Here is a 23,508-nt window from a genome sequence, read left to right as displayed (position 1 = left end):
CGCCCTTGACAACACATCAAGTCATCGGCATGATTCGCGGCCTATTTTGTTTGCTATTTCCTAAAAAGTCTTTCGAGGAGCTCGACGGTGGCCAACACACCTTCCGCCAAAAAACGTGCAAAACAGGCTGAGAAGCGTCGCAGCCACAACGCCAGCCTGCGTTCCATGGTTCGTACCTACATCAAGAATGTAGTAAAAGCCATCGACACCAAAGACGCTGAAAAAGCTCAAGCAGCTTACGTTCTGGCTGTGCCAGTTATCGACCGTATGGCCGATAAAGGCATCATCCACAAGAACAAGGCCGCTCGTCATAAGAGCCGCCTGAATGGCCACATCAAGGCTCTGAGCGTTGCTGCTGCAGCCTAAGTGGTAACAACTGCAACGCGACCCAGGTTGCGAAACAGTTAAGAAATGCCCCGCACCGAAAGGTCCGGGGCATTTTTGTTTGGGCTCTGAAAGTACCAGCCTCTTCTAAGATGGCCGCCCGCCACAGAAAACAGGCAAAAAAAACGCCCCGAACAGGTCGGGGCGTTTTTGCTACCGCTTGATCAAAACATCGATCAATGGTGATGACCACCTTCACCGTGGACGTGGCCGTGAGCCACTTCTTCCTGGGAAGCGTCGCGAATGGCAACGATCTTAACCTGGAAGTTCAGGCGCTGACCTGCCAGAGGGTGGTTGCCGTCGACAGTCACGTCGTCGCCGTCCAGATCACGGATGGTGACGATCTGCATTTGGCCGTCCGGCGCGGAAGCGTGGAACTGCATACCCACTTCCAGCTCGTCGACGCCTTCGAACATGCTGCGGCTCAAAGTGCTGACCAGTTCAGCAGAGTATTCGCCGTAGGCATCTTCAGGTTCTACGGCAACAGTCAGTTCATCACCAACCACTTTGCCTTCCAGGGCCTTTTCCAGGCCTGGGATGATATTGCCTGCGCCTTGCAGGTAGACCAGCGGCGCGCCGCCGGCGGAGCTGTCGATGACCTCACCAGCGTCGTTGGTCAGGGTATAGTCGATGGAGACAGCCTTGTTAGCGGCGATCGTCATGGGGCGAGACCTTTTGCATAAGAATGAAGAACGGACAAGTCTAAACAAGGATTTGCCCGAAAGCGAACGGAACCCGGACAGACGGGGCCGATCAACGGTCACGATCGTCGGTTTTCATCAGGATGCAGATAAGCACTGGGTGGCCGAGCTGTCCTGTGGCCATACCCAGCACTTGCGCCACCAGCCGCCGTGGCAGTCTCGCGCCTGGGTGCTCGACCCCGCACAACGCCAGGAAAAAATAGGCCAGCCCTTTAACTGCGGCTGGTGTACGCAAGCGCGTGAATAGCGATAACCTTGGCGACTGATTCCCGGTAGGCACTCAGCCATAGAGTGCCACCGAAGCCATGCACCTCCAGAGAATTCGCATGCAGACTTTTTTTATCGCGCCCACCGATTTTGGTGTGGGTCTGACCTCCATCAGCCTTGGGCTGGTGCGTACCCTTGAGCGGGCCGGACTGAAAGTCGGTTTTTTCAAGCCGATTGCCCAGCCACACCCGGGCGATACCGGCCCCGAACGCTCCACCGAACTGGTGGCACGCACCCACGGCCTGAAACCTCCACAGCCCCTGGGCCTGGCCCACGTTGAGCGGATGCTCGGCGACGGCCAGCTCGATGAACTGCTCGAAGAAATCATCACGCTGTACCAGCAGGCGGCCGTCGGCAAGGACGTGCTGATCGTCGAAGGCATGGTGCCCACCCGCAACGCCAGCTACGCGGCACGGGTCAACCTGCACCTGGCAAAGAGCCTGGATGCGGAAGTGATTTTGGTCTCGGCGCCGGAAAACGAAGTGCTCACCGAACTCTCCGGCCGTGTGGAATTGCAGGCCCAACTGTTCGGCGGTCCAAAAGACCCGAAAGTACTCGGCGTGATCCTCAACAAGGTGCGCACCGAAGAAAGCATGGAAGCGTTCTCCGCACGCCTTAAAGAGCATTCGCCCCTGCTGCGCAGTGGTGATTTCCGCCTGCTTGGCTGCATTCCTTATCAACCGGAACTCAACGCACCGCGCACCCGCGACGTGGCCGACCTGATGGGCGCGCAGATCCTCAATGCCGGTGACTACGAAACCCGGCGCATGACCAAAATCATCATCTGTGCCCGCACCATGCGCAATACCGTGGAGCTGCTCAAGCCCGGCGTGCTGGTGGTAACCCCCGGCGACCGCGACGACATCATCCTCGCCGTCAGCCTCGCCGCGATCAACGGCGTGCCCCTGGCCGGCCTGCTGCTGACCAGCGACACCCTGCCCGACCCGCGCATCATGGACCTGTGCCGCGGCGCGTTCCAAGCGGGCTTGCCGGTGCTGTCGGTGAGCACCGGCTCGTACGAGACCGCCAATCTGCTCAACAACCTGAACAAGGAAATCCCCATCGATGACCGCGAGCGTGCCGAGATCATCACCGATTTCGTCGCCAGCCACCTCGATGCGCGCTGGCTGCACCAGCGTTGCGGCACGCCACGGGAAATGCGTCTGTCGCCGGCGGTCTTCCGCTACCAATTGATCCAACGTGCCCAGGCCGCCAACAAGCGCATCGTGCTGCCCGAAGGCAGCGAGCCGTTGACCGTGCAAGCCGCCGCCATTTGCCAGGCCCGTGGCATCGCACGCTGCGTGTTGTTGGCCAAGCCTGCAGATGTGGAAGCGGTCGCTCGCGCCCAGGGCATTGAATTGCCCGAAGGACTGGAGATTCTCGACCCGGACCTGATCCGCCAGCGCTATGTCGAGCCAATGGTCGCGCTGCGCAAGAGCAAGAGCCTCAACGCGCCGATGGCCGAGCAGCAACTGGAAGACACCGTGGTGATCGCCACCATGATGCTCGCGCTGGATGAGGTCGATGGACTGGTGTCCGGGGTTATCCACTCCACCGCCAATACCATCCGCCCTGCCCTGCAACTGATCAAGACCGCGCCGGGCTGCACCCTGGTGTCGTCGGTGTTCTTCATGCTGTTCCCCGAGCAGGTGCTGGTATACGGCGACTGCGTGATGAACCCGCACCCGAGCGCGGCGGAGCTGGCAGAAATCGCCCTGCAAAGCGCCGACTCGGCAGCGGCGTTCGGCATCATCCCGCGCGTGGCGATGATCAGCTATTCCAGCGGCGACTCGGCCAGCGGCGAGGAAGTGGAAAAAGTCCGCGAAGCCACGCTGCTGGCCCATGAACAGCAAAGCTCGCTGCTGATCGACGGCCCGCTGCAATACGACGCCGCCGCCAACGAAAACGTCGCGCGGCAGTTGGCGCCCAACAGCCAGGTGGCGGGCAAGGCCACCGTGTTCGTGTTCCCCGACCTGAACACCGGCAACACCACTCACAAAGCCGTGCAACGCAGCGCCGACTGCGTCAGCCTCGGGCCGATGCTCCAGGGCCTGCGTAAACCGGTCAACGACCTGCCGCGTGGCGCCCAGGTGGACGACATCGTGTACACCATCGCGCTGACTGCGATCCAAGCCGCCAACCGACCTATGGATATCTAAATGCTGGCTTTTCTACCTGCCGCCGTGCGCGGCGTGATCGCGTCGTTGCTGTTGGCGCTGAACACGATCCTGCTGTGCTCGTTCCTGTTTATTGTCGCGTTGTTTAAAGCGTTGCCGTTTGCCAAGCGCTTCAGCGAATGGCTGATGAACCACACCCACGAAGCCTGGGTCACCAACAACAAGGGCTGGATGAACCTGGTGCAACGCACGCGCTGGCACCTCAAGGGGCTTGAGGGCCTGGACTATCAGCACTCGTACCTGGTGACCAGCAACCACCAGAGCTGGGTCGACATCATGGTATTGCAATACGTGCTCAATCGGCGCATCCGCCCGCTGAAGTTTTTTCTCAAGCAGGAACTGATCTGGGTCCCGGTGATTGGCCTGGCGTGGTGGGCGCTGGGCTTTCCGTTCATGAAGCGCTACACCAAGGCCTACCTGGAGAAACACCCCGAGAAGAAAGGCAAAGACCTGGAAACCACGCGCAAGACCTGTGCGAAGTTTCGCGACAACCCGGTGGGCATTTTCAACTTTGCCGAAGGCACGCGGTTCACCCCTGGCAAGCATGCGCAGCAGAAATCGCCCTTTCGCTACCTGCTTAAGCCCAAGGCCGGTGGAATCGCGTTTGTGCTGGATGCCATGGGCGAGCAACTGAAGTCACTGGTCAACGTGACCATCCACTACCCTGCCGGGCGCCCAGGTTATTGGGATTTGCTGTGCGGCAAGGTGAAAGACGTGGTGGTGCAGTTTGAAGAAGTGCAGATCCCGGCCGAGTTCATTGGCAAAAATTATGAGCAGGATGGGGAATATCGGCTGGCGTTCCAGGGGTGGATTAACCGGCTGTGGGAAGACAAGGATGCGTTGCTGGACAGCCTGCACACGCAATACCCCGGCAGTCGCTGATCACCCCGCCCACATTTGAGCGAGTTACTTTCAAACTCCCGCAAAAAAGCCCGCCACCGAATAATCAGTGGCGGGCTCTCATCTTGTAGCTTGTAGCTTAAATCTTGCCGCTGACCCGCAACAGTTCCAGCACTTGCTTGACGCATTCGTCCAGCGACAGGGCCTGGGTGTCGAGCACCAGATCGGCAGTCAACGGCACGTCGTACGGGAAGGACTCGCCAGGAATGTTATCCCCGCCGGCCGCATACAAGCCTTGCGGGTCACGTTCGGCACACACCAGCGGCGACGCTTGCACGTACACGGTCAGCAGACGGTCGCTGCCAATCAGCGCCTTGGCCTGTTCACGGCCTTCGGCATCCGGGGCGACGAACGCCGCCAGCGTCAGCAGGCCGGCTTCGTTGAACTGGCGCGCCACGTGAGCGGCACGACGCCAGTTCTCGGTACGTCCGGCACGGTCCTGCGGCAGTCCCTTGTTCAGGTCGTGACGCAGGTTCTGGCCATCGAGTACGAACACGGCACGGCCCATGTCAAACAGCTTGCGCTCGACCGCATAGGCCAGGGTGCTCTTGCCGGCGCCCGACAGGCCGCTGAACAACACGGTGGCGGGTTGCTGGCCGAAGCGCAGCGCGCGCTCCTCGGTCGCCACATGGGCCAATTTGCCATGCTGCGCCGCGCCGCCGTGGGTCACCGGCGGTGCGATGATCATACCGGCGGCAACGGTGCCATTGGTCAAACGGTCGATGACGATAAACGCACCGGTGGTGCGGTTGCTGTCGTAACCGTCCAGCGCGATGGCGGCGTCGAGGCTGACCTTGACGCGGCCGATCTCGTTCAGTTGCAACGCACTCGCCGGGCCTTCGGCCAGGGTGTTCACGTCGACCCGGTGCACGATGCTGGTGATGGAACCCGGCACGTAGCTGGTGGCGCGCTTGATGTCGTATTTCTTGCCCGGCAGCATCGGTTCTTCGGCCATCCACACCAGCATGGCGTCGAACGCATCGGTCACTTGCGGCACATTGTCGGCATGCACCAACAGGTCACCGCGGGAGATGTCGATCTCGTCTTCCATGGTCAAGGTCACGGCCTGACCTGGACCGGCGTGCTCCAGTTCACCGTCGAAGGTGACGATGGATTTGACCCGGCTGCTCTTGCCCGACGGCAGCACCACAACTTCGTCGCCCTTATGCACGATGCCGCTGGCCAGGGTGCCGGCGAAACCACGGAAGTTCAGGTTCGGGCGGTTGACGTACTGCACCGGGAAACGCAGGTCGGTGTAGTTGCGGTCGTTGGCGATTTCGACGGTCTCGAGGATCTCCATCAGCGACTGCCCGGTGTACCAAGGCGAACGTTCGCTCTTGTTCACCACGTTGTCGCCCTTGAGCGCCGACATCGGCACGAACGCCATGGTGCTCGGCTTGAATGCGATACCGTCGGCGAACTTCAGGTAGTCGGCCTTGATCGCCTCGAAAACGCTTTGGTCGAAGCCATTGATGTCCATCTTGTTGATGGCAATCACGATGTGTTTGATGCCCAGCAACGAGGCGATATAGCTGTGGCGACGGGTCTGGGTCTGCACGCCGTAGCGCGCGTCGATCAGGATGATTGCCAGGTCACAGGTGGAGGCACCGGTGGCCATGTTGCGGGTGTACTGCTCATGGCCGGGGGTGTCGGCGATGATGAACTTGCGCTTGGCGGTAGAGAAGTAGCGGTAGGCAACATCGATGGTGATGCCCTGCTCACGCTCGGCCTGCAGGCCGTCGACCAGCAAGGCCAGGTCGATGTCGTCACCGGTGGTGCCGGACTTCTTCGAATCGCGGGTGATGGCTTCCAGGTGATCTTCGTAGATCATCTTGGAGTCGTGCAGCAGGCGCCCGATCAGGGTGCTCTTGCCATCGTCGACGTTGCCGCAGGTCAGGAAGCGCAGCATCTCTTTGCGCTCGTGCTGGCCCAGGTAGGCGAGGATGTCCTCGCTGATCAAATCAGATTGATGCGACATGACAGCCCCTTAGAAATAACCTTGACGTTTTTTATCTTCCATCGAGCCTGCGCCATCGTGGTCGATGACCCGGCCCTGGCGCTCGGAAGTTCGCGTCAGGAGCATTTCCTGAATGATGTCCGTCAGCGTCTCGGCGTCGGACTCCACGGCGCCCGTCAACGGGTAGCAGCCAAGGGTGCGGAAACGTACTTTCTTTTTGACGATCCGGGCTTTGTCTTCATCGGACAGGTGCTCGAGGATGCGGTCGTCGTCGATCATGATCAACGTGCCGTTCTTCTCGATCACGTCGCGCTCGGCGGCGAAGTACAGCGGAACGATGGGGATGCCTTCCAGGTAGATGTACTGCCAGATATCCAGCTCGGTCCAGTTGGACAGCGGGAACACACGGATCGACTCGCCCTTGTTGACGTTGCCGTTGTAGACGTTCCACAGCTCGGGACGCTGGTTTTTCGGGTCCCAGCGGTGCTTGCTGTCGCGGAACGAGTACACGCGCTCTTTGGCGCGGGACTTCTCTTCATCACGACGGGCACCGCCGAACGCGGCGTCGAAACCATGTTTGTCCAAGGCCTGTTTGAGGCCTTCGGTTTTCATGATGTCGGTGTGCTTGGCGCTGCCGTGGGTGAACGGGTTGATGCCCTGCGCAACCCCATCCGGGTTGACGTGGGTGATCAGGTCCAGGCCCAGTTCCTCGACCATCTTGTCGCGGAACTTGTACATTTCCTGGAATTTCCAGCGGGTGTCGACGTGCATCACCGGGAATGGCAGCTTGCCCGGGAAGAAGGCCTTGCGTGCCAGATGCAGCATCACGGCGGAGTCTTTACCGATCGAGTAGAGCATCACCGGGTTGTCGAACTCGGCGGCGACCTCGCGGATGATGTGGATGCTTTCCGCCTCCAGCTGTTTCAGATGCGTCAGTTTGTCGACCATGGTTACTCACGGAAAAACGATCTTATGGACGGCCAGCGGGCCGTGTTCGAGCGAGGCATGCTAGCACAGCACCTGCTTCTATTCAGGGAGCTGGCTAGATCGAAACGGTATATGAATATGCCTCCAGGTTTGGCCTTTCCCGCTCCCGCTTTTGCTTTCGCTGTGGCGGTTATATCGGGTTGGGGCAATCAATGAACAGATGCTCCAACGCGAAGCGTCGCGCCAGGTAATCGCCCAGCGCCTGCACGCCGTAGCGCTCGGTGGCGTGATGGCCGGCAGCGATAAAGCTGATGTCATTTTCACGAGCGCTATGGAAGGTTTGCTCGGAGGCTTCACCACTGATGAACAGATCGACGCCCGCGGCGATCGCGTTATCGATGTAGCCCTGGCCACCACCGGTGCACCAACCGACGCGGCGAATCATCTCGCTGCCTTCGATCAGCAGCGGCTCACGCCCCATCACATCCTGCACGCGGCGCGCGAAGTCACGCGGCGACAGCGGTTCGGCGAGGGAGCCGACCAGGCCGACGATTTTAGGGTTGCTCGGGTCCAGCGGGCCTTCGACGGTGATGTCCAACTGGCGGGCCAACTGCACGTTATTGCCGACGTCGGGATGCAGGTCCAGGGGCAAGTGGTAGGCCAGCAAGCTGATGTCGTGCTTGAGCAATGTCTTCAAGCGACGCTGCTTCATGCCGGTGATGCAGGGGTTTTCGCCTTTCCAGAAGTAGCCGTGGTGCACCAGGATCAAATCGGCCTGGGCTTCGACGGCGGCATCAAGCAGGGCCTGGCTGGCGGTCACGCCGCTGACGATGCGCATCACCTGGGGACGCCCCTCGACTTGCAGGCCATTGGGGCAGTAATCGGCAATTTTTGCACTGGCGAGGTAGCGGTCCGCTTCCTCGACAAGGGTGGTAAGGGAGACGGCCATAAAAGACTCCTAAATATCCCGTTCCGAGGCGCTCGCAGCCTCGTATAATGCGCGACATTATGGGCGCTCTCCCGCCCCCTGCAACCTGTCAGGACTTACTTGATGCTCAAGGCACTGCGTTTTTTTGGATGGCCATTGTTGGCTGGCGTGCTGATCGCGATGCTGATTATTCAGCGTTTCCCCCAGTGGGTGGGCTTACCAAGCCTTGATGTGAACCTGCAACAGGCACCGCAAACCAGCGCGGTGGTGCAAGGCCCGGTGACGTACGCAGACGCGGTGGTCATCGCCGCGCCTGCAGTGGTCAACCTGTACACCACCAAAGTCATCAACAAACCGGCGCATCCGCTGTTTGAAGACCCGCAGTTCCGTCGTTATTTCGGCGACAACGGGCCCAAGCAACGGCGCATGGAGTCCAGCCTGGGTTCCGGGGTGATCATGAGCCCCGAAGGCTACATCCTGACCAACAACCACGTGACCACCGGCGCCGACCAGATCGTCGTGGCCCTGCGTGACGGTCGCGAGACCCTCGCCCGCGTGGTCGGCAGCGACCCGGAAACCGACCTCGCCGTGCTGAAGATCGATCTCAAGAACCTGCCCTCGATTACCCTCGGCCGTTCCGATGGGCTGCGCGTAGGTGACGTCGCGTTGGCCATCGGCAACCCGTTCGGGGTGGGCCAGACCGTGACCATGGGCATCATCAGCGCAACCGGGCGTAACCAATTGGGGCTGAACAGCTACGAAGATTTCATCCAGACCGACGCCGCCATCAACCCAGGCAACTCCGGCGGTGCGCTGGTGGATGCCAATGGCAACCTGACGGGCATCAACACGGCGATTTTCTCCAAGTCCGGCGGCTCCCAGGGCATCGGTTTTGCGATCCCGGTGAAGCTGGCGATGGAAGTGATGAAGTCAATCATCGAGCACGGCCAGGTGATTCGCGGCTGGCTGGGGATCGAAGTGCAGCCGTTGACCAAGGAGCTGGCCGAGTCATTCGGCCTGACCGGGCGCCCCGGCATTGTGGTCGCGGGGATCTTCCGCGATGGTCCGGCGCAGAAAGCCGGCCTGCAGTTGGGTGACGTGATCCTCAGCATCAACGGCGAACCGGCTGGCGATGGTCGCAAATCGATGAACCAGGTGGCGCGGATCAAGCCGACGGATAAAGTGACGATCATGGTCATGCGCAACGGTAAAGAGATCAAGTTGTCGGCCGAGATCGGCCTGCGTCCGCCGCCTGCGCCGGTGAAAGAGGAAGAATAAGCGCCTCACCCAGGTGCCTGTTCGCGGGCACCTGAAGATGAATATTTAAAAGCAAGCCATTCTCATTAGACATGTTATATTGTTTCAATATCGCTATTGGAACGCTCTATCATGCCGTCTCGAAGAATCGCCCCCCTGGCTGGCCTGGCCCTGGGGTTGCTGCTCGACCCCGCCTTTGCCGAAGAAAATACCCTGGAGCTGGATGCCATCAGCGTCACCACCGACGCCTATGAATCCGCTACCGGCCCCATCAAAGGCTACCGTGCCACGCGCTCCGCCAGCGCGACAAAAACCGACACGGCCCTGCGCGACATCCCACAATCCATCAGCGTCATTCCCGCGACCGTTCTCAAGGACCTGGGCAGCACCAACGTGGAGCGAGCCCTGGAATTTGCCGGTGGCGTATCCAAGCAAAACAACTTCGGCGGCCTGACGCTCTACGAATACAGCGTGCGCGGTTTCACCACCTCGGAGTTCTACCAGGACGGTTTCAGCGCCAACCGTGGCTACCCCAGCACGCCGGACGCCGCCAACATCGAACGCATCGAAGTGCTCAAGGGCCCGGCGGCCAGTCTGTATGGGCGTGGCGACCCTGGCGGCACGGTGAACATCGTCACTAAAAAGCCCCAACCCGACGCCTTCACCACCCTGCAGACCAGCGCCGGCAGTTGGGACCGCTATCGCACCGCCCTCGACGTCAACACCCCGCTGGACAGCGACGGCCGCGTACTGTCGCGGGTCAACCTGGCGGTGGAAGACAACAACAGCTTTCGCGATCACGTCCAGAGCAAGCGCGTATTCGTAGCGCCTTCCTTCAGTTGGCAGTTGGACCCGGACACCAGCCTGTTGGTGGAAACTGAATTCGTGCGCCACAGCTCCACCTTTGATCGCGGCATCGTCGACGCGCCAGGTTTGTCGCGTTCAACCTTCCTGGGCGAGCCCAACGACGGCGACATCGACAACCACAACAACCGCATCCAGGCGACCCTCGAACACCACCTCAACGACGCCTGGAAACTGCGCCTGGCCAGCCATTACAAACAAGGCAGCCTGTGGGGCGACGCCTCGGAGAACCGGCCGCTCAGCGCCGACGGCCATACCCTCAGCCGCCGCTACCGCGAACGCTCCATGGGCTGGCACGACAGCATCACCCAATTGGAGCTGCGCGGTCTTTTTGACGTCGGCAGTTGGCAACATGAACTGCTGGTGGGCACCGAATACGAGGATTACCGCAAGAAGGAGCGCGTCACCGCCATTGCCGGCAGCGCCTATGCCATCGACATTTACAACCCGGTCTACGGCCAGCCCAAACCCACCGGCACACGTTCCGGGACTGACTTTTTCGAACAGACCAAGAGCCACGCACTGAACCTGCAAGACCAGATCATCTTCACCGACCGCCTGCGCGGCATGGTCGGCGCGCGTTTCGAGCATTTCGAGCAAAGCGTCGATGACTTCACCCGCAACACCTCACCGAGCCGGCAGACCCACGACGCCCTCACCCAGCGCGCGGGCCTGCTGTACCAACTCACGCCCGAAGTCGGCGTGTTCGCCAACGCCTCCACCTCGTTCAAACCCAACAGCGGTCTGGACGCCACCGGCAACACTTTCAAGCCTGAAGAAGGCGTGGGTTATGAAGTGGGGATCAAGAGCGAGTTGTTCGACGACCGACTGAGCGCCACCCTCGCGGCGTTCCATATCGATAAGGAAAACGTGCTGGCGCTGGACCCGGCCACCAACACCAACCGCGCCATGGGCAAGGCCCGCAGCAGGGGTGTGGACCTGCAACTGACCGGGCAGCTCACCGACGCGGTACGGGTGATCGGAGCGTTGGCCTACATCGACGCCGAAGTGACCAAGGGTGACAAGACGATCCCCACGGGAAGCCGCATTCTCGGCGTGGCCAAGCGCAGCGGCAGTCTGTTGGGGGTGTATGAGTTTCAGGACGGCGCGTTGCGCGGGTCAGACGTAGGCGCGGCGTTCACCTATGTCGGCGACCGCTCCGGTGAAGCCGGCGGCAGTTTTGAACTGCCCGCCTACCACACCGTCGATGTGCTGGCCCACTACAAGGCCACCGAAAACGTGACCGTGGGCCTGAACCTCAACAACCTGTTTGATGAAAAGTACTACGAGCGGTCCTACAGCAACTACTGGGTCAGCCCCGGTGAACCGCGCAACTTCACCGTGAGTTTGAGCCTGAGCCTATAGGGACAACGGCGCTCTTTCGCACAAGGTATTGAGCGCCGCCGCCCACTGCGGGTCGTCATTCAAGCACGGCACCAACACCAGCTCCTCGCCCCCCGCCTCGCGGAATTGCTCCCGGCCGCGATCGCCGATTTCTTCCAGAGTCTCGATGCAATCGGCGACGAACGCGGGGCACATCACCAGCAGCTTTTTCACGCCTTGCTGGGCAAGCGCGTCAAGGCGCGCTTCGGTGTAGGGTTCGATCCACTTCGCACGGCCCAGGCGCGACTGGAACGCCACCGACCACTTACCGTCCGGCAAGCCCAAGCGCTCGGCAACATCGCGTGCGACGCTGAAGCATTGCGCTCGATAGCATTGGGTGAGCACCTGCGGCGAGGCGTTCTTGCAGCAGTCGGCATCTTTGAAGCAATGCTGGCCGGTGGGGTCGAGCTTGGTGAGATGGCGCTCGGGCAGCCCATGGAAACTCAGCAACAGGTGGTCGTAGTCCTGCTCGATATAAGCCCGTGCACTCTGCGCCAGGGCATCGAGGTATTCCGGCTGATCGTAGAACGGTTGCAGGATCGAGAATTTCACATTGAGTTTCTTGTCGCGCACCACACGGCGGGCTTCATCGATCACGGTGGTCACGGTGCTGTCGGCAAATTGCGGGTACAGCGGCGCCAGCGTGACGTTCTGAATACCCTGAGCGGCCAGGCGCGTAAGGGTCGTTTCCAGAGAAGGTTCGCCGTAACGCATGGCCAACTCCACCGGTCCCTGGGTCCACTGCGCGGTCATCTGCTGTTGCAGGCGACGGCTGAGCACCACCAGCGGCGAGCCTTCATCCCACCAGATCGACGCATAGGCATGGGCCGACTGTTCGGGGCGCTTGATCAGGATCAGCGACACCAGCAAGCGCCGTACCGGCCATGGCAGGTCGATGACATAAGGGTCCATCAAAAACTGATTGAGGTAGCTGCGCACATCGGCCACCGAAGTGGACGCCGGTGAACCCAGGTTGACCAGTAACAACGCGTGATCCGTCATGCAACATCCTATCTCTAGAGGCGGCTGGACAAGTCGTCCAAAGCCGCAGGCAACTCAGTGAACTGGAAGGTGAAACCGGCGGCCAACAAACGTTCGGGCACCGCCTTCTGCCCGCCCAGCAACAGCCCCGACAACTCACCCAGGCCCACCTTCAGCGCAAAGGCCGGCATAGGCATAAATGCGGGGCGGTGCAACGCCTGCCCCAGGGCTTTGGCAAACTCGCGATTGCGCACCGGGTGTGGCGCGCACGCATTATAAGGACCACTGGCGTCAGGCTTGTGCAGAAGAAAATCAATCAGGGCGATTTGATCCTTGATGTGCACCCATGGCATCCACTGTCGACCATTGCCGATCGGCCCGCCCAGCGCCAGTTTGAACGGCAGCAACAGCCGCGACAAAAAGCCGCCCTCGGCCGCCAGCACCAGGCCGGTGCGCACCAGTACCACGCGGATGCCCAGGGCCTCGGCGCGCTGGGCGGTTTCTTCCCAGGCGATACACAACTGGCTGGGGAAATCGTCCTGCACCGGGCCACTGGCCTCGGTCAATTCACGCTCGCCACCGTCGCCATACCAGCCCACCGCAGAGCCGGAAACCAGCACCGCCGGTTTTTGCTCCAGACCCTCAAGCCAGGCCAGCAAGGTTTCCGTCAGGCTGATACGACTGCTCCACAACAGCGCCTTGCGCTTGTGGGTCCAGGGCCGGTCTGCAATCGGCGCACCCGCCAGATTGACCACCGCATCCACGGCGCCGATCACCTCTTCCAGACGCGCAACCCCCAGCACCTGCGCGCCGCACAGGGCTGCAACGCGTTCGGGGCGGCGACTCCAAACGGTCAGACGATGGCCTTGAGCAAGCCAGTGTTGGCAGAGTTGGCGACCGATCAAGCCGGTACCGCCGGTCAGCAAAATGTGCATGGGATCTTCCTCATGTAACGTTCGCCGCCGATCACTGGTCTATTTTATAAACAGGGATCAATTTTTAATCGGGCGCGACGCTGGTTTAACCCTCAGCTTTAACCTTAGGTCACGCCACACGTTCAGGCACGCCAAAACTTATACCAAAAAACAAGATTGTACAGCTATTGGTGTCGGCGTAGTCTGTACCCAACGGTAAAACGAGGCCTCCCATGACTGTCCCCATCGCGATCATCGGTACCGGCATCGCCGGTCTGTCCGCCGCTCGAGCGTTACGAGACGCTGGGCACGCCGTGCAACTGTTCGATAAAAGCCGCGGCAGCGGTGGCCGCATGTCCAGCAAACGCAGCGATGCCGGCGCGCTGGACATGGGCGCTCAATACTTCACCGCCCGCGACCGGCGCTTCGTCAACGAAGTGCAACGCTGGCAAAGCCATGGCTGGGCCGAACAGTGGAAGCCACAGCTGTACAACTTCAAGTCCGGCCAACTCACCCCCTCCCCCGATGAACAGATCCGCTGGGTCGGCACGCCGCGCATGAGTGCGATCACCCGTGCGCTGCTCGACGACCTGCCGGTGGAGTTCGGTTGCCGCATCACCGAGGTATTCCAAGGCACCCGGCACTGGAACCTGCTTGATGCCGACGGCGGCAACCACGGCCCCTTCAGTCATGTGGTGATTGCCACGCCGGCGCCCCAGGCGACACCCCTGTTGGCCGCCGCACCTAAATTGGCGAGCGCCGCCGCCGGGGTGAAGATGGATCCCACCTGGGCCATCGCGCTGGCGTTCGACACGCCGCTGGATACCCCCATGGAAGGTTGCTTCGTGCAAGACAGCCCCCTCGACTGGCTGGCGCGCAACCGCAGCAAACCTGGGCGTGACAGCAGCCTCGACACCTGGGTGCTGCACGCCACCAGCGCCTGGAGCAAAGCGCATCTGGACCTGCCCCGAGAGGCGGTGATCGAACACCTGCACGGCGCCTTCGCCGAACTACTGCACAGCGCCATGCCGGCGCCGTCTTTCAGCCTCGCGCACCGCTGGCTCTACGCACGACCGTCAAGCGCCCATGAATTCGGCGTACTCGCCGATGCCGACCTGGGCCTGTATGTCTGCGGTGACTGGTGCCTGTCCGGCCGAGTCGAAGGTGCCTGGCTCAGCGGCCAGGAAGCGGCGCGACGCCTGATCGAGCATCTGCAATGAACCGCATCAACCCCGCCAAATTGCTGCTGTCGAAGTGGACAGCGGCCCAGCCTCAGCACAAGGAAAAACACTTCCTTGTCACCGAGCTGTTTCGCGATGACGAAGGCACCGTGCTGGAAATCGAACTACAAGCGGTCATGACCCGCCGTGGCGAGCGCTTGCCGTGGCAAACCCTGCAGGACGCCGACGCCTGGAAAATCGGCTGGAAATAGCCCGCCCGCAAAAAGCTGTACAAATAATTTGACTTGTACAGCTTCAAACCTATGATGAGATTTAGTTGTACAGCGTATTTAGTTTGTACAGGAATCTTGCAGAGGTTTGCTTATGTCCAACCCCGCGAAACCGAAGATCGGCATCAGCGCCTGCCTGCTGGGCGAAAACGTGCGTTTCAACGGCGGCCACAAGCAGTCACTCCTGTGCACCCAGACCCTGGCCGACTATTTCGACTATGTGCCGTTATGCCCTGAAGTTGCGATCGGCCTGGGCATCCCCCGCGAGACCATCCGCCTGGTGGGCGACGCGGCCGACCCGCAAGCCGTCGGCACCGTGCATCGCGACCTCAACGTGACCCGGCCGCTGGATGAGTACGGGCGGCAGATGGCGCGTGAACACACCGACCTGTGCGGCTACATCTTCATGCAAAAGTCGCCGTCCTGCGGCCTGGAGCGGGTCAAGGTGTACCGCGAAAATGGAGCGCCGGTGGACGGCGGTGGGCGCGGCATCTATGCCCGGGCCTTCTGCGCCCGGCACCCGAATCTGCCGGTCGAAGAAGACGGCAGACTGAACGATCCGGTGCTGCGCGAAAATTTCCTGACCCGCGTGTTCGTCTACGCCAGCTGGCAGCGTTTATTGGCCGAGGGCCTGACGCGCCATCGCCTGCTGGCCTTTCACTCGCGCTACAAATACCTGTTGATGGCCCACAGCCCGGTGCATTACAAGCGCCTGGGCCACCTGTTGGGCAGCATGGAAAAAACCACCGACCTTGAAGCGCTGTCCAACGGTTATTTCAGTGAACTGATGACCGGCCTGACCAAGTGCGCCACCCGCGGCACTCACAGCAACGTGCTGCAGCACATCAGCGGCTACCTCAAGCAGGTCATCAGCGCCGACGACAAACAGGAAATGCAGACCGTCATCGGCCAGTACCGCCACGGCATTGTGCCGCTGGTGGTGCCGCTGACGCTGCTCAAGCACCACTTTCGCCAACATCCGGATCGCTACATCGCGCAGCAGGCCTACCTGCAACCGCACCCGGAAAACCTCAGCCTGCGCAATGCGATTTAAACCATGAAACCTGCCCTGCTGGACGAACCCGGCGAAGACATCACCCAGGCTCTCGAAGACGGCTGGTTGCCGATCCGCGAGGTGGCGCGACAGACCGGCGTCAATGCCGTGACCCTGCGCGCCTGGGAGCGCCGTTATGGCTTGATCGTGCCCCAGCGCACACCCAAGGGACATCGATTGTTCAGCGCCGACCACGTGCAACGTATCCACACCATCCTCACTTGGCTCAATCGCGGCGTACCGGTCAGCCAGGTGAAAAACCTGATCGACTCCGCCCAGGCGAGCCCCGACGACGCCGTCGAAAGTGAATGGCATGTTATGCGTCAGAATCTGGTGCAAGCCATCAGTGAGTTGGCCGAGCGCCGGGTCGACGATGCCTTTAACCAGGCCATGGCGCTGTACCCGCCGCGCACTCTGTGCGAGCAACTGATGCTGCCGCTGATCAAAGAACTGGAACTGCGTTGGCAGGGCCAGTTTGGCGCACAGATGGAACGGGTGTTTTTCCTGTCCTGGCTGCGCAGCAAGTTCGGCGCACGCATCTACCACAACAATCGCCAGTTGCACGGTGCACCACTGTTGCTGGTCAACCAGTCGGACCTGCCGCTGGAGCCGCACCTGTGGCTCAGCGCCTGGCTGGCCAGCAGCGCCGACTGCCCGGTGGAGGTGTTCGATTGGCCGCTGCCCACCGGCGAACTGGCCCTGGCGGTGGAGCACCTGCAACCACGCGCAGTGCTGCTGTATTCGAGCAAGGCCCTGAACCTCCCCGCGCTGAACAAACTGCTGGGGGGCATCGATTGCGCAAAATTGATCGTCGGACCGACGGTATGCATCCACCAGGCCGAGTTGGCGGTATTAACCCGTGACATCCCCGCATTGTTCGTCGCCGAGGACCCATTGTCGGCCCACCAGTTACTGCTCCAGCGTGGACTTCTGTAAATGCACCTGATCTGGCTGCGCACCGACCTGCGCCTTCACGACAACACTGCCCTGGCCGCCGCGAGCCAGCGCGGACCGGTGGCCGCCGTGTACCTGATCACGCCCGAGCAGTGGCTGGCCCACGACGATGCACCGTGCAAAGTGGACTTCTGGCTGCGCAACCTGCAGACGTTGAGCCAGGCGCTGACCACCTTGAACATACCGCTGCTGATCCGCACGGCACCGACCTGGGATCAAGCGCCCGGCGTGCTCAGCCAGCTGTGCCGCGAGCTGTCGGTGGAGTCGGTACACGTCAACGAGGAATACGGCATCCACGAAAGCCGACGCGACGCGGCGGTGGCCGAGGCCGTGCAGGACTGCGGCGTGACCTTCCACCGCTACCTGGACCAACTGTTCTTTCAACCGGGCAGCGTGCTGACCAAAACCGGCACCTACTTCCAGGTGTTCAGCCAGTTCCGCAAGGTCTGTTACGCGCGCCTGCACAGCGCCCTGCCGCCCATTGTCGCCACCCCAAAGGCCCAGGCAGTCCTGCAGTTGAAAAGCGACCTGGTACCGAATACGGTCGATGGTTTCGCCCCGCCCAGCGATACACTGCGTGCCCTCTGGCCCGCCGGCGAAGACGAAGCCCGACGCCGCCTCGACGCGTTCGCCGACCAGCAAATCAGCTACTACAAGGACGAGCGCGACTTCCCTGCCAAGCCCGGCACCAGCCAGCTGTCGGCGTACCTTGCCGCAGGCGTGGTGTCGCCGCGCCAATGCCTGCACGCGGCCTTGCAAGCCAACGGGGGCGAGTTCGACAGTGGCGACGTCGGCGCCATCACCTGGATCAACGAACTGCTCTGGCGCGAGTTCTATAAGCACATTCTGGTGGGCTACCCACGGGTGTCGCGCCACCGTGCGTTCCGCCCCGAGACTGAAGCCGTGGCCTGGCGCGATGCGCCCAAGGACCTGGCAGCCTGGCAAGAAGCCCGCACCGGCCTGCCGATCATCGACGCCGCGATGCGCCAATTGCTGGAAACCGGTTGGATGCACAACCGCCTGCGCATGGTGGTGGCGATGTTCCTCACCAAGAACCTGTTGATCGACTGGCGTGAAGGCGAGCGCTTCTTTATGCGCCACTTGATCGACGGTGACCTGGCGGCCAACAACGGCGGCTGGCAGTGGAGTTCGTCCACCGGCACCGACTCGGCACCGTACTTCCGTATTTTCAGCCCCTTGAGCCAGTCGGAAAAATTCGACAGCGAAGGTGTGTTCATCAAGCACTGGTTGCCGGAACTGGCCGCGCTGAACAAAAAAGAAGTGCACAACCCCGACGCCGTCGGCGGTTTGTTTGGCGTGGCGGACTACCCGCGCGCCATCGTCGACCTGAAAAAATCCCGCGAACGCGCACTGGCCGCGTTCCGCAGCCTGCCGTCGCGTCAGGAGGTGGCCGAGCATGAGTGACTTCCTGCGCCGCTTCGCCCACACCTTTGCCACGCTGGACAAGCACAACCTGCACCTGCTCGACAGCCTGTACAGCAAAGACATCACCTTCACCGACCCACTGCACGAAGTGCACGGTCTGACGGCGCTGCACGCCTACTTTGAATCGCTGTACAGCAACGTCAGCCAATTACGCTTCGACTTTCACGGCTTCGACCAAGTGGCGGAAGGGGAAGGCTACCTGCGCTGGAAAATGAGCTTCTGCCACCCGCGACTGGCCAAGGGCAAGGTCATCAGGGTGGAAGGCTGCTCGCACTTGATGTGGCGCGACAAGGTGTATCGCCACCGTGATTATTTTGATGCCGGCGCCATGCTGTACGAACACCTGCCTGTCCTGGGCCGCGTCGTCAGCTGGTTGAAAAGGAGAGTGGGATGAACGCAGTGCAGCCTCGACGTTATTGGCTGACCGGCGCCAGCAGTGGCATCGGTGCCGCCCTGGCCGTGGAACTGCTCGACAGCGGTGCCCATGTGGCCCTGAGTTCGCGCACCCAGGCGCCGCTGGACGCCCTCGCCCAACGTTATCCCGGCCAGGTGCTGGTGGTGGCCGGCGACCTGACCAACAGCCAGACCGTGCGCGAAATCGGCGAACGTATCACTCAGGTCTGGGGCTCGCTGGACACGGTGATCCTCAATGCCGGCACCTGTGAATACGTTGACGCGCGGCAGTTCGATGCCTCGATCATCGAGCACGTGGTGCGCACCAACCTGCTCGCCAGCAGCTACTGCATCGAGGCGGCCCTGCCGTTGTTGCGCGCCGGGGTTACCCCGCATTTAGTGGGCGTGGCCAGCGCCGTCACGTACCTGCCGATGCCCCGCGCCGAAGCCTATGGGGCGTCCAAGGCAGGTCTGCGGTATCTGTTCGAATCCCTGCGCATCGGCCTGTCGCCGGAGAACATCGACGTCACGGTGATCAGCCCAGGCTTCGTCGACACCCCGCTCACCGAGCGCAATGACTTCCCGATGCCCCTGAGCTGGCCGGCCGATAAAGCCGCACGGCATATCTTCGCCAAGCTGGATAAACGCCCGCTGGAAATCGCCTTCCCGGCGCTGTTCATCGCCACCTTGTGGCCGCTGTCGAAGTTGCCGAACCGCGCCCAACTGATCATCGGCAAACGCATGCTGCGCAGCCAGCCACCGAAAAAGGACGACCTGTGAAGATCGCCATCATCGGCAGCGGCATCGCCGGGCTGACCAGTGCTTACCTGCTCAGCCGCCAGCACGAAATCACGCTGTTCGAAGCGGGTGACCGCATCGGCGGGCATACCCACACGGTCGACGTCTCGGTTGACGGCAAGCACTACACCGTGGACACCGGTTTTATCGTGTTCAACGACTGGACCTACCCCAACTTCATTCGCCTGCTGGGGCAGATCGGCGTGACGTTCAAGCCCACCGAAATGAGCTTTTCGGTGCATGACGAAAACACCCGGTTCGAGTACAACGGCAACAACCTCAACAGCTTGTTTGCACAGCGGCGCAATATTCTGTCCCCTGGGTTCTGGGGCATGTTGCGCGACATCCTGCGCTTCAACCGTCAGGCGCCGCTGGACCTGCAAGAACAGCGCATAAGCCCCGAGATGACCCTGGGCGATTACCTCAAGGCCGGCGGCTACGGCGAGCGGTTCGTCCGGCACTACATCGTGCCGATGGGCGCGGCGATCTGGTCGATGTCCCTGGCAGACATGCTGGGCTTTCCGTTGCAGTTCTTTGTGCGCTTCTTCAAGAACCACGGGTTGCTCTCGGTGAACAACCGCCCGCAATGGTGCGTGATCAAAGGCGGCTCCAGTCGTTATATCGAACCGCTGACCCGCAGCTTTCGCGAACACATCCGCCTCAATTGCGCGGTACATGGCGTCGAGCGTGATGCAGACGGCGTGGTTATCCACAGCGCAGCCGGCACCGAGGCGTTCGATAAGGTGGTGTTCGCCTGCCACAGCGACCAGGCCCTGGCGCTGTTGGGCGATCCCAGCCAGGCCGAACAGGAGATCCTCGGCGCCCTGCCCTACGCCGACAACGATGTGGTACTGCACACCGACACCCGACTGCTGCCCGACCGCAAACTGGCCTGGGCCAGTTGGAACTATCGCCTGAGCGGCGCCACGCAGACCCAGGCGGCCGTCACCTATGACATGAATATCCTGCAAGGCATCGACAGCGAGACCACGTTTTGTGTGAGCCTCAACCAGACAGCCATGATCAACCCGCTGAAGATCCTGGCGCGCTACACCTACGCCCATCCGCAATACAGCCTGGCCGCGGTGGCCGCGCAGAACCGCTGGCAGGAACTGGCCGGCACTCGTCACACCTTTTATTGCGGAGCCTACTGGGCCAATGGTTTTCATGAGGACGGCGTGGTCAGCGCCTTGCGCGTAGCCCAGGCCTTTGGTGAAACCCTGTGAACAGCGCCCTGTACAGCGGCTGGATCGCCCATCGCCGGTTTGCGCCCAGGGCCCACGCCTTTCGCTACCGCATCGGCCTGCTGTACCTGGATTTGAGCGAAGAAGAGCAAGTACTCGGGCTGTCGCCCCTGGCCGGACGCAGCCGCCTGGCCCCCTTCGGCTTTCGCCAGCAGGACTACCTGCGTGAATTGACGCGCCACGGCATGAGCTTGAGCGATGCCGTGCGCCAGGAAGTCGGCAAGGCTCTGGGGCGTACACCCCAGGGCGTTATCTGCCTGCTAACCCAGGCCCGCAGTTGGGGCCTGGCTTTTAATCCCGTGAGTTTCTTCTACTGCTTCGAGGCCGACGGAAAACTGGCCGCGATCCTGTGTGAAGTGACCAACACCCCGTGGCGCGAGCGTTATCACTACGTGCTGCCGGCCCAACCCTTGAGCGCCGATGAGCACCAACACTTCGCCGTGGCCAAGGCCTTTCATGTGTCGCCGTTTTTACCCCGCGACCTGGAATACCGCATGAGCTTCAGCCCACCCGCCGCCAGGCTCGGCGTGCACATGGCCGACTGGCAGGGCGAAGTAAAAGTCTTCGACGCCACCCTGAGCCTGCAAAAGCACGCGCTGAACCGCGCCAGCCTGCACGGTTACCTGTGGCATTTCCCGTGGATGACCGCCAAGACCTGCCTGGCGATTTACTGGCAGGCCCTGCGCCTATTGCTCAAACGCACACCGATTTTTTCCCACCGCGCCGCCGATGGCGCCTCTCGCACAGCAGTTGGGTACACCAAGGATCGCCGCCATGAAATCCCCTAGCTTATCGGTCAAGGCTAACCGCCTGAACGTCAATGGCATGACCACCGCGCTGCTGCGCAAGGGCGTGCTGCGTCAACTCAGCCAATTGCGCCACGGCCAACTCGTGGTGATCGAGGATGGCGAACGGCAGGTCTTCGGCGCACGGGAAGCGCACCTGCTGGGAGAAATCCAAATCCTCGATCCGGCCGTGTGGGGCCTGGTGGCGGCAAACGGTTCCATCGGCGCCGGCGAGGCATTTATCCACGGCTACTGGACCAGCCCGGACCTGACCGCGGTGGTGCGTGTGATGGTCAGCAACCTGGATGTCCTCGATGCGATGGAAGGTGGCCTGGCGCGCCTGGCGCGGCCGTTCACCCAAGGGCTGCACTGGCTCAACCGCAACACGCGCAAGGGCTCGCAGAAAAACATTGCGGCCCACTACGACCTGGGCAACGACCTGTTCGAAGAATTCCTCGACCCGACCATGATGTACTCGGCGGCGCAATTTCTGTCGCCGGACGACACGCTGGAACAGGCGCAACTGAACAAACTGGAGCGCATCTGCCAGAAGCTTGCGCTAAAGCCCACCGACCACCTGCTGGAAATCGGCACCGGCTGGGGCAGCATGGCGCTGTATGCCGCGCAGCACTATGGCTGCAAGGTCACCACCACGACCTTGTCCAAGGAGCAATTCGCCTACACCGAACAGCGCGTCCAGGCCCTGGGTTTGCAAGACCAGGTCACCTTGCTGCTGAGCGACTATCGCGACCTTACCGGCCAGTACGACAAGCTGGTGTCGATCGAGATGATCGAAGCGGTGGGCCATCGGTTTCTGCCGACCTATTTCAAACAATGCGCGCACCTGCTCAAGCGTGACGGCCTGATGCTGCTGCAAGCCATCACCATTCGTGAACAGCGCTACGAACAGGCCAAAAACAGCGTCGACTTTATCCAGCGCTACATTTTCCCCGGCGGCGCACTGCCCAGCGTGCAGAACATGCTGCACATCGTCAGCCGCGACACCGACATGAACCTGTTGCACATGGAAGACTTCGGCCTGCATTACGCGCGAACGTTGCGTCTGTGGCATGAGAACTTTCGCCGCGCACACAGCCGTCTGACGGAATTGGGCTACGACGAATACTTCCTGCGGCTGTGGGAGTTTTACCTGTGCTACTGCGAAGGCGGCTTCATGGAGCGCACCATCGGCACCGCCCAGTTGTTGCTGGCCAAGCCGTCAGCCATTAACCCTCCGTTGCTCGGGCGCTTCAATGCTTAAAACCCTGGCCAATGCCGCGCTGTTCCAGTGCGCGTGGTTTGCCTGTGTGCTGGGCGGCGACAGCCCATGGCTGCTGGTCGGGCTGGCCGTACTGGCCGTTCACCTGCTGTGGATAAGTTCGTGGGCCGACGAAGGCCTGCTGATCATCAGCGTCGCGCTGGCAGGCACGCTGGTGGACACGGTGTTGCGTACCGTCGGAGTGTTCCAGTTCAGCGAGCCAGGGCCGTTGATTCCCTTTTGGCTGATGCTGCTGTGGGCCGTACTGGCGACCACATTGCGTCATTGCCTGGCCTGGAGCGCCCGGCCCTGGTGGCGCGCCGCCCTGCTTGGGGCGGTGGGCGGGCCGTTGTCGTATTACGCGGGGAGCCAATTGGCGGGGGTGCAGTTCGGCTATGCCCTGGGCCCGACGATGGCCGGGTTGGCGGTGCTGTGGGCGGGGCTTTTTGTCGGGCTGCACCGCTTGGCACGCTAACGTCCGTCAGA

Annotated in this window: 23 protein-coding genes; 17 read left to right on the top strand and 6 right to left on the bottom strand. The window is 61.6% G+C overall.

Features of this window, described 5'->3' with window-relative positions:
- Nucleotides 1-87: 87 nt before the first annotated feature.
- Nucleotides 88-366: a 30S ribosomal protein S20 gene (rpsT, locus tag PSH59_RS03770; protein ID WP_016976313.1), complete on the top strand. Its 279-nt coding sequence runs from the start codon at nucleotides 88-90 to the stop codon at nucleotides 364-366.
- Nucleotides 367-560: 194 nt separating this feature from the next.
- Here the strand turns inward: rpsT and PSH59_RS03765 are convergent, their stop codons facing one another.
- Nucleotides 561-1,046 (bottom strand): peptidylprolyl isomerase, encoded by a 486-nt coding sequence (locus tag PSH59_RS03765; RefSeq protein WP_048724224.1) that lies wholly within the window; start codon nucleotides 1,044-1,046, stop codon nucleotides 561-563.
- On the opposite strand from PSH59_RS03765, the gene PSH59_RS03760 reads away from it, so the two are divergent.
- From PSH59_RS03760 to PSH59_RS03750, 3 genes are all read left to right on the top strand, one after another.
- A complete protein-coding gene (locus PSH59_RS03760; protein ID WP_348983782.1) occupies nucleotides 1,015-1,332 on the top strand; it encodes a DUF3565 domain-containing protein in 318 nt (105 codons plus the stop codon). The two genes, PSH59_RS03765 and PSH59_RS03760, sit on opposite strands and share 32 nt — an antisense overlap.
- Nucleotides 1,333-1,411: 79 nt before the next feature.
- Nucleotides 1,412-3,511 carry a phosphate acetyltransferase gene (gene pta, locus PSH59_RS03755; RefSeq protein WP_248075104.1) on the top strand — a complete coding sequence of 700 codons (2,100 nt, stop codon included), beginning with the start codon at nucleotides 1,412-1,414 and terminating at the stop codon, nucleotides 3,509-3,511.
- A complete protein-coding gene (locus tag PSH59_RS03750; protein WP_305394345.1) occupies nucleotides 3,512-4,411 on the top strand; it encodes an acyltransferase in 900 nt (299 codons plus the stop codon).
- 97 nt (nucleotides 4,412-4,508) lie between these two features.
- On the opposite strand, the gene cysN is transcribed toward PSH59_RS03750, so the two are convergent.
- From cysN to PSH59_RS03735, 3 genes are all read right to left on the bottom strand, one after another.
- Nucleotides 4,509-6,407, bottom strand: coding sequence for a sulfate adenylyltransferase subunit CysN (gene cysN, locus PSH59_RS03745; RefSeq protein ID WP_305394344.1), 1,899 nt, complete (start codon nucleotides 6,405-6,407; stop codon nucleotides 4,509-4,511).
- Nucleotides 6,408-6,416: 9 nt separating this feature from the next.
- Nucleotides 6,417-7,334: a sulfate adenylyltransferase subunit CysD gene (gene cysD / locus PSH59_RS03740; RefSeq protein ID WP_248075097.1), complete on the bottom strand. Its 918-nt coding sequence runs from the start codon at nucleotides 7,332-7,334 to the stop codon at nucleotides 6,417-6,419.
- Nucleotides 7,335-7,503: 169 nt separating this feature from the next.
- Nucleotides 7,504-8,262 (bottom strand): Nif3-like dinuclear metal center hexameric protein, encoded by a 759-nt coding sequence (locus PSH59_RS03735; protein WP_248075096.1) that lies wholly within the window; start codon nucleotides 8,260-8,262, stop codon nucleotides 7,504-7,506.
- Nucleotides 8,263-8,364: 102 nt separating this feature from the next.
- Here PSH59_RS03735 and algW point away from each other — a divergent pair, with 102 nt between their 5' ends.
- Both algW and PSH59_RS03725 read left to right on the top strand, forming a co-directional pair.
- Nucleotides 8,365-9,519: a Do family serine endopeptidase AlgW gene (algW, locus tag PSH59_RS03730; protein WP_248075094.1), complete on the top strand. Its 1,155-nt coding sequence runs from the start codon at nucleotides 8,365-8,367 to the stop codon at nucleotides 9,517-9,519.
- Between the two features lie 111 nt (nucleotides 9,520-9,630).
- Nucleotides 9,631-11,727, top strand: a complete 2,097-nt coding sequence (locus PSH59_RS03725; RefSeq protein WP_305394343.1) for a TonB-dependent siderophore receptor — start codon at nucleotides 9,631-9,633, stop codon at nucleotides 11,725-11,727.
- Here PSH59_RS03725 and hemH read toward each other — a convergent pair.
- Both hemH and PSH59_RS03715 read right to left on the bottom strand, forming a co-directional pair.
- On the bottom strand, nucleotides 11,722-12,747 hold the full coding sequence (gene hemH, locus PSH59_RS03720) for a ferrochelatase (RefSeq protein ID WP_248075091.1): 1,026 nt from the start codon (nucleotides 12,745-12,747) through the stop codon (nucleotides 11,722-11,724). The two genes, PSH59_RS03725 and hemH, sit on opposite strands and share 6 nt — an antisense overlap.
- A 14-nt stretch (nucleotides 12,748-12,761) precedes the next feature.
- Nucleotides 12,762-13,661 (bottom strand): TIGR01777 family oxidoreductase, encoded by a 900-nt coding sequence (locus tag PSH59_RS03715; RefSeq protein WP_248075089.1) that lies wholly within the window; start codon nucleotides 13,659-13,661, stop codon nucleotides 12,762-12,764.
- A gap of 212 nt (nucleotides 13,662-13,873) precedes the next feature.
- Between PSH59_RS03715 and PSH59_RS03710 the strand changes: the two genes are divergently transcribed.
- The 11 genes from PSH59_RS03710 to PSH59_RS03660 all read left to right on the top strand — a co-directional run bounded on the left by PSH59_RS03710 (nucleotide 13,874) and on the right by PSH59_RS03660 (nucleotide 23,497).
- The gene (locus tag PSH59_RS03710) at nucleotides 13,874-14,860 is read left to right on the top strand and encodes an NAD(P)/FAD-dependent oxidoreductase (protein ID WP_305394342.1); all 987 of its coding nucleotides are present in this window, start codon (nucleotides 13,874-13,876) and stop codon (nucleotides 14,858-14,860) included.
- Nucleotides 14,857-15,072: a TIGR02450 family Trp-rich protein gene (locus PSH59_RS03705; RefSeq protein ID WP_305394341.1), complete on the top strand. Its 216-nt coding sequence runs from the start codon at nucleotides 14,857-14,859 to the stop codon at nucleotides 15,070-15,072. The genes PSH59_RS03710 and PSH59_RS03705 overlap by 4 nt, the downstream gene beginning before the upstream one ends.
- Nucleotides 15,073-15,184: 112 nt before the next feature.
- Complete coding sequence (locus PSH59_RS03700; protein WP_305394340.1) at nucleotides 15,185-16,144, top strand: DUF523 and DUF1722 domain-containing protein; 960 nt, start codon at nucleotides 15,185-15,187, stop codon at nucleotides 16,142-16,144.
- 3 nt (nucleotides 16,145-16,147) lie between these two features.
- On the top strand, nucleotides 16,148-17,080 hold the full coding sequence (locus PSH59_RS03695) for a MerR family transcriptional regulator (RefSeq protein ID WP_248075080.1): 933 nt from the start codon (nucleotides 16,148-16,150) through the stop codon (nucleotides 17,078-17,080).
- The gene (phrB, locus tag PSH59_RS03690) at nucleotides 17,081-18,523 is read left to right on the top strand and encodes a deoxyribodipyrimidine photo-lyase (protein ID WP_305394339.1); all 1,443 of its coding nucleotides are present in this window, start codon (nucleotides 17,081-17,083) and stop codon (nucleotides 18,521-18,523) included.
- Nucleotides 18,516-18,938 (top strand): nuclear transport factor 2 family protein, encoded by a 423-nt coding sequence (locus PSH59_RS03685; RefSeq protein ID WP_305394338.1) that lies wholly within the window; start codon nucleotides 18,516-18,518, stop codon nucleotides 18,936-18,938. The genes phrB and PSH59_RS03685 overlap by 8 nt, the downstream gene beginning before the upstream one ends.
- Entirely contained in the window at nucleotides 18,935-19,717 is a 783-nt protein-coding gene (locus tag PSH59_RS03680; protein WP_248075074.1) for an SDR family oxidoreductase, read from the top strand. Before PSH59_RS03685 ends, PSH59_RS03680 begins: the two co-directional genes overlap by 4 nt.
- Entirely contained in the window at nucleotides 19,714-20,961 is a 1,248-nt protein-coding gene (locus tag PSH59_RS03675) for an NAD(P)/FAD-dependent oxidoreductase (protein ID WP_305394337.1), read from the top strand. Before PSH59_RS03680 ends, PSH59_RS03675 begins: the two co-directional genes overlap by 4 nt.
- Nucleotides 20,958-21,767, top strand: coding sequence for a DUF1365 domain-containing protein (locus PSH59_RS03670; protein WP_305394336.1), 810 nt, complete (start codon nucleotides 20,958-20,960; stop codon nucleotides 21,765-21,767). Before PSH59_RS03675 ends, PSH59_RS03670 begins: the two co-directional genes overlap by 4 nt.
- Nucleotides 21,754-23,025, top strand: a complete 1,272-nt coding sequence (locus PSH59_RS03665) for a cyclopropane-fatty-acyl-phospholipid synthase family protein (RefSeq protein WP_248075068.1) — start codon at nucleotides 21,754-21,756, stop codon at nucleotides 23,023-23,025. Before PSH59_RS03670 ends, PSH59_RS03665 begins: the two co-directional genes overlap by 14 nt.
- Entirely contained in the window at nucleotides 23,018-23,497 is a 480-nt protein-coding gene (locus tag PSH59_RS03660; RefSeq protein ID WP_248075066.1) for a DUF2878 domain-containing protein, read from the top strand. Before PSH59_RS03665 ends, PSH59_RS03660 begins: the two co-directional genes overlap by 8 nt.
- Nucleotides 23,498-23,508 lie beyond the last annotated feature (11 nt).

Source organism: Pseudomonas sp. FP2309 (genome assembly GCF_030687575.1).
GTDB lineage: Bacteria > Pseudomonadota > Gammaproteobacteria > Pseudomonadales > Pseudomonadaceae > Aquipseudomonas.
This window is presented reverse-complemented; position numbering and strand designations above follow the sequence as displayed.